We start from the raw sequence: 690 nt of genomic DNA on the forward strand, positions 1-690 counted from the left end.
TCTCCTGGTCGGTGCGCGACGAATCGCTGCACTGCGAAGGCATTATCAAGCTGTTCCACACCTTTGCCCAGGAAACCGGCTGCCTGACGCAATCGGTGAAGGACGATATTTCCGACTGCTGCCAACAGGTGGTGCGCCTGGAAGACGCGTTCATCGATCTCGCCTTCGAAATGGGGCCGGTCGAAGGCATGACGCCGCTCGATGTGAAGCGCTATATCCGTTTTATTGCCGATTGGCGCTTGCAGCAGTTGGGCCTGAAGCCGATCTATCTGATCGGCGAGCACCCGCTGCCGTGGCTGGAAGCCCAGCTCAACGGCGTCGAACACGCCAATTTCTTCGAAACCCGCGCCACCGAATATTCCAAAGCCGCCACACGCGGCGATTGGGGCAGCACCTGGGATATTTTCGACCGTCGTCGCAAGGCACAGGATGTGCCGGATTCGGTGGATGAGCCGAGCCTGATTACGGCGGCGGAATAAGATGTGCGAACGGCCCCGGAAGGGGCCGTTTTTAGTTTAGATAACAGAAATAGAAACGAAATCTTCGTCTAAAAGTGTATCTATATCATTATCGCGTAGGATGAAGATATTATAATTATCGTAGCCTAGATAGAATAGTAAGCGGCCAAAATTATTTTCAAATAAAATACCTGTGTCAACTAAGAAATTTTCTTTAAAGTCGGTTCTAAGG

Annotated in this window: 1 protein-coding gene; it reads left to right on the forward strand. The window is 51.7% G+C overall.

Annotation, left to right across the window (positions count from 1 at the left end):
- The coding region (locus tag VZ95_RS19625) for a ribonucleotide-diphosphate reductase subunit beta (RefSeq protein WP_045777366.1) at nucleotides 1-479 on the forward strand (479 nt) is incomplete at its 5' end.
- Nucleotides 480-690: the final 211 nt, after the last annotated feature.

It is taken from the genome of Elstera litoralis (assembly GCF_000963705.1).
Lineage (GTDB): Bacteria > Pseudomonadota > Alphaproteobacteria > Elsterales > Elsteraceae > Elstera > Elstera litoralis.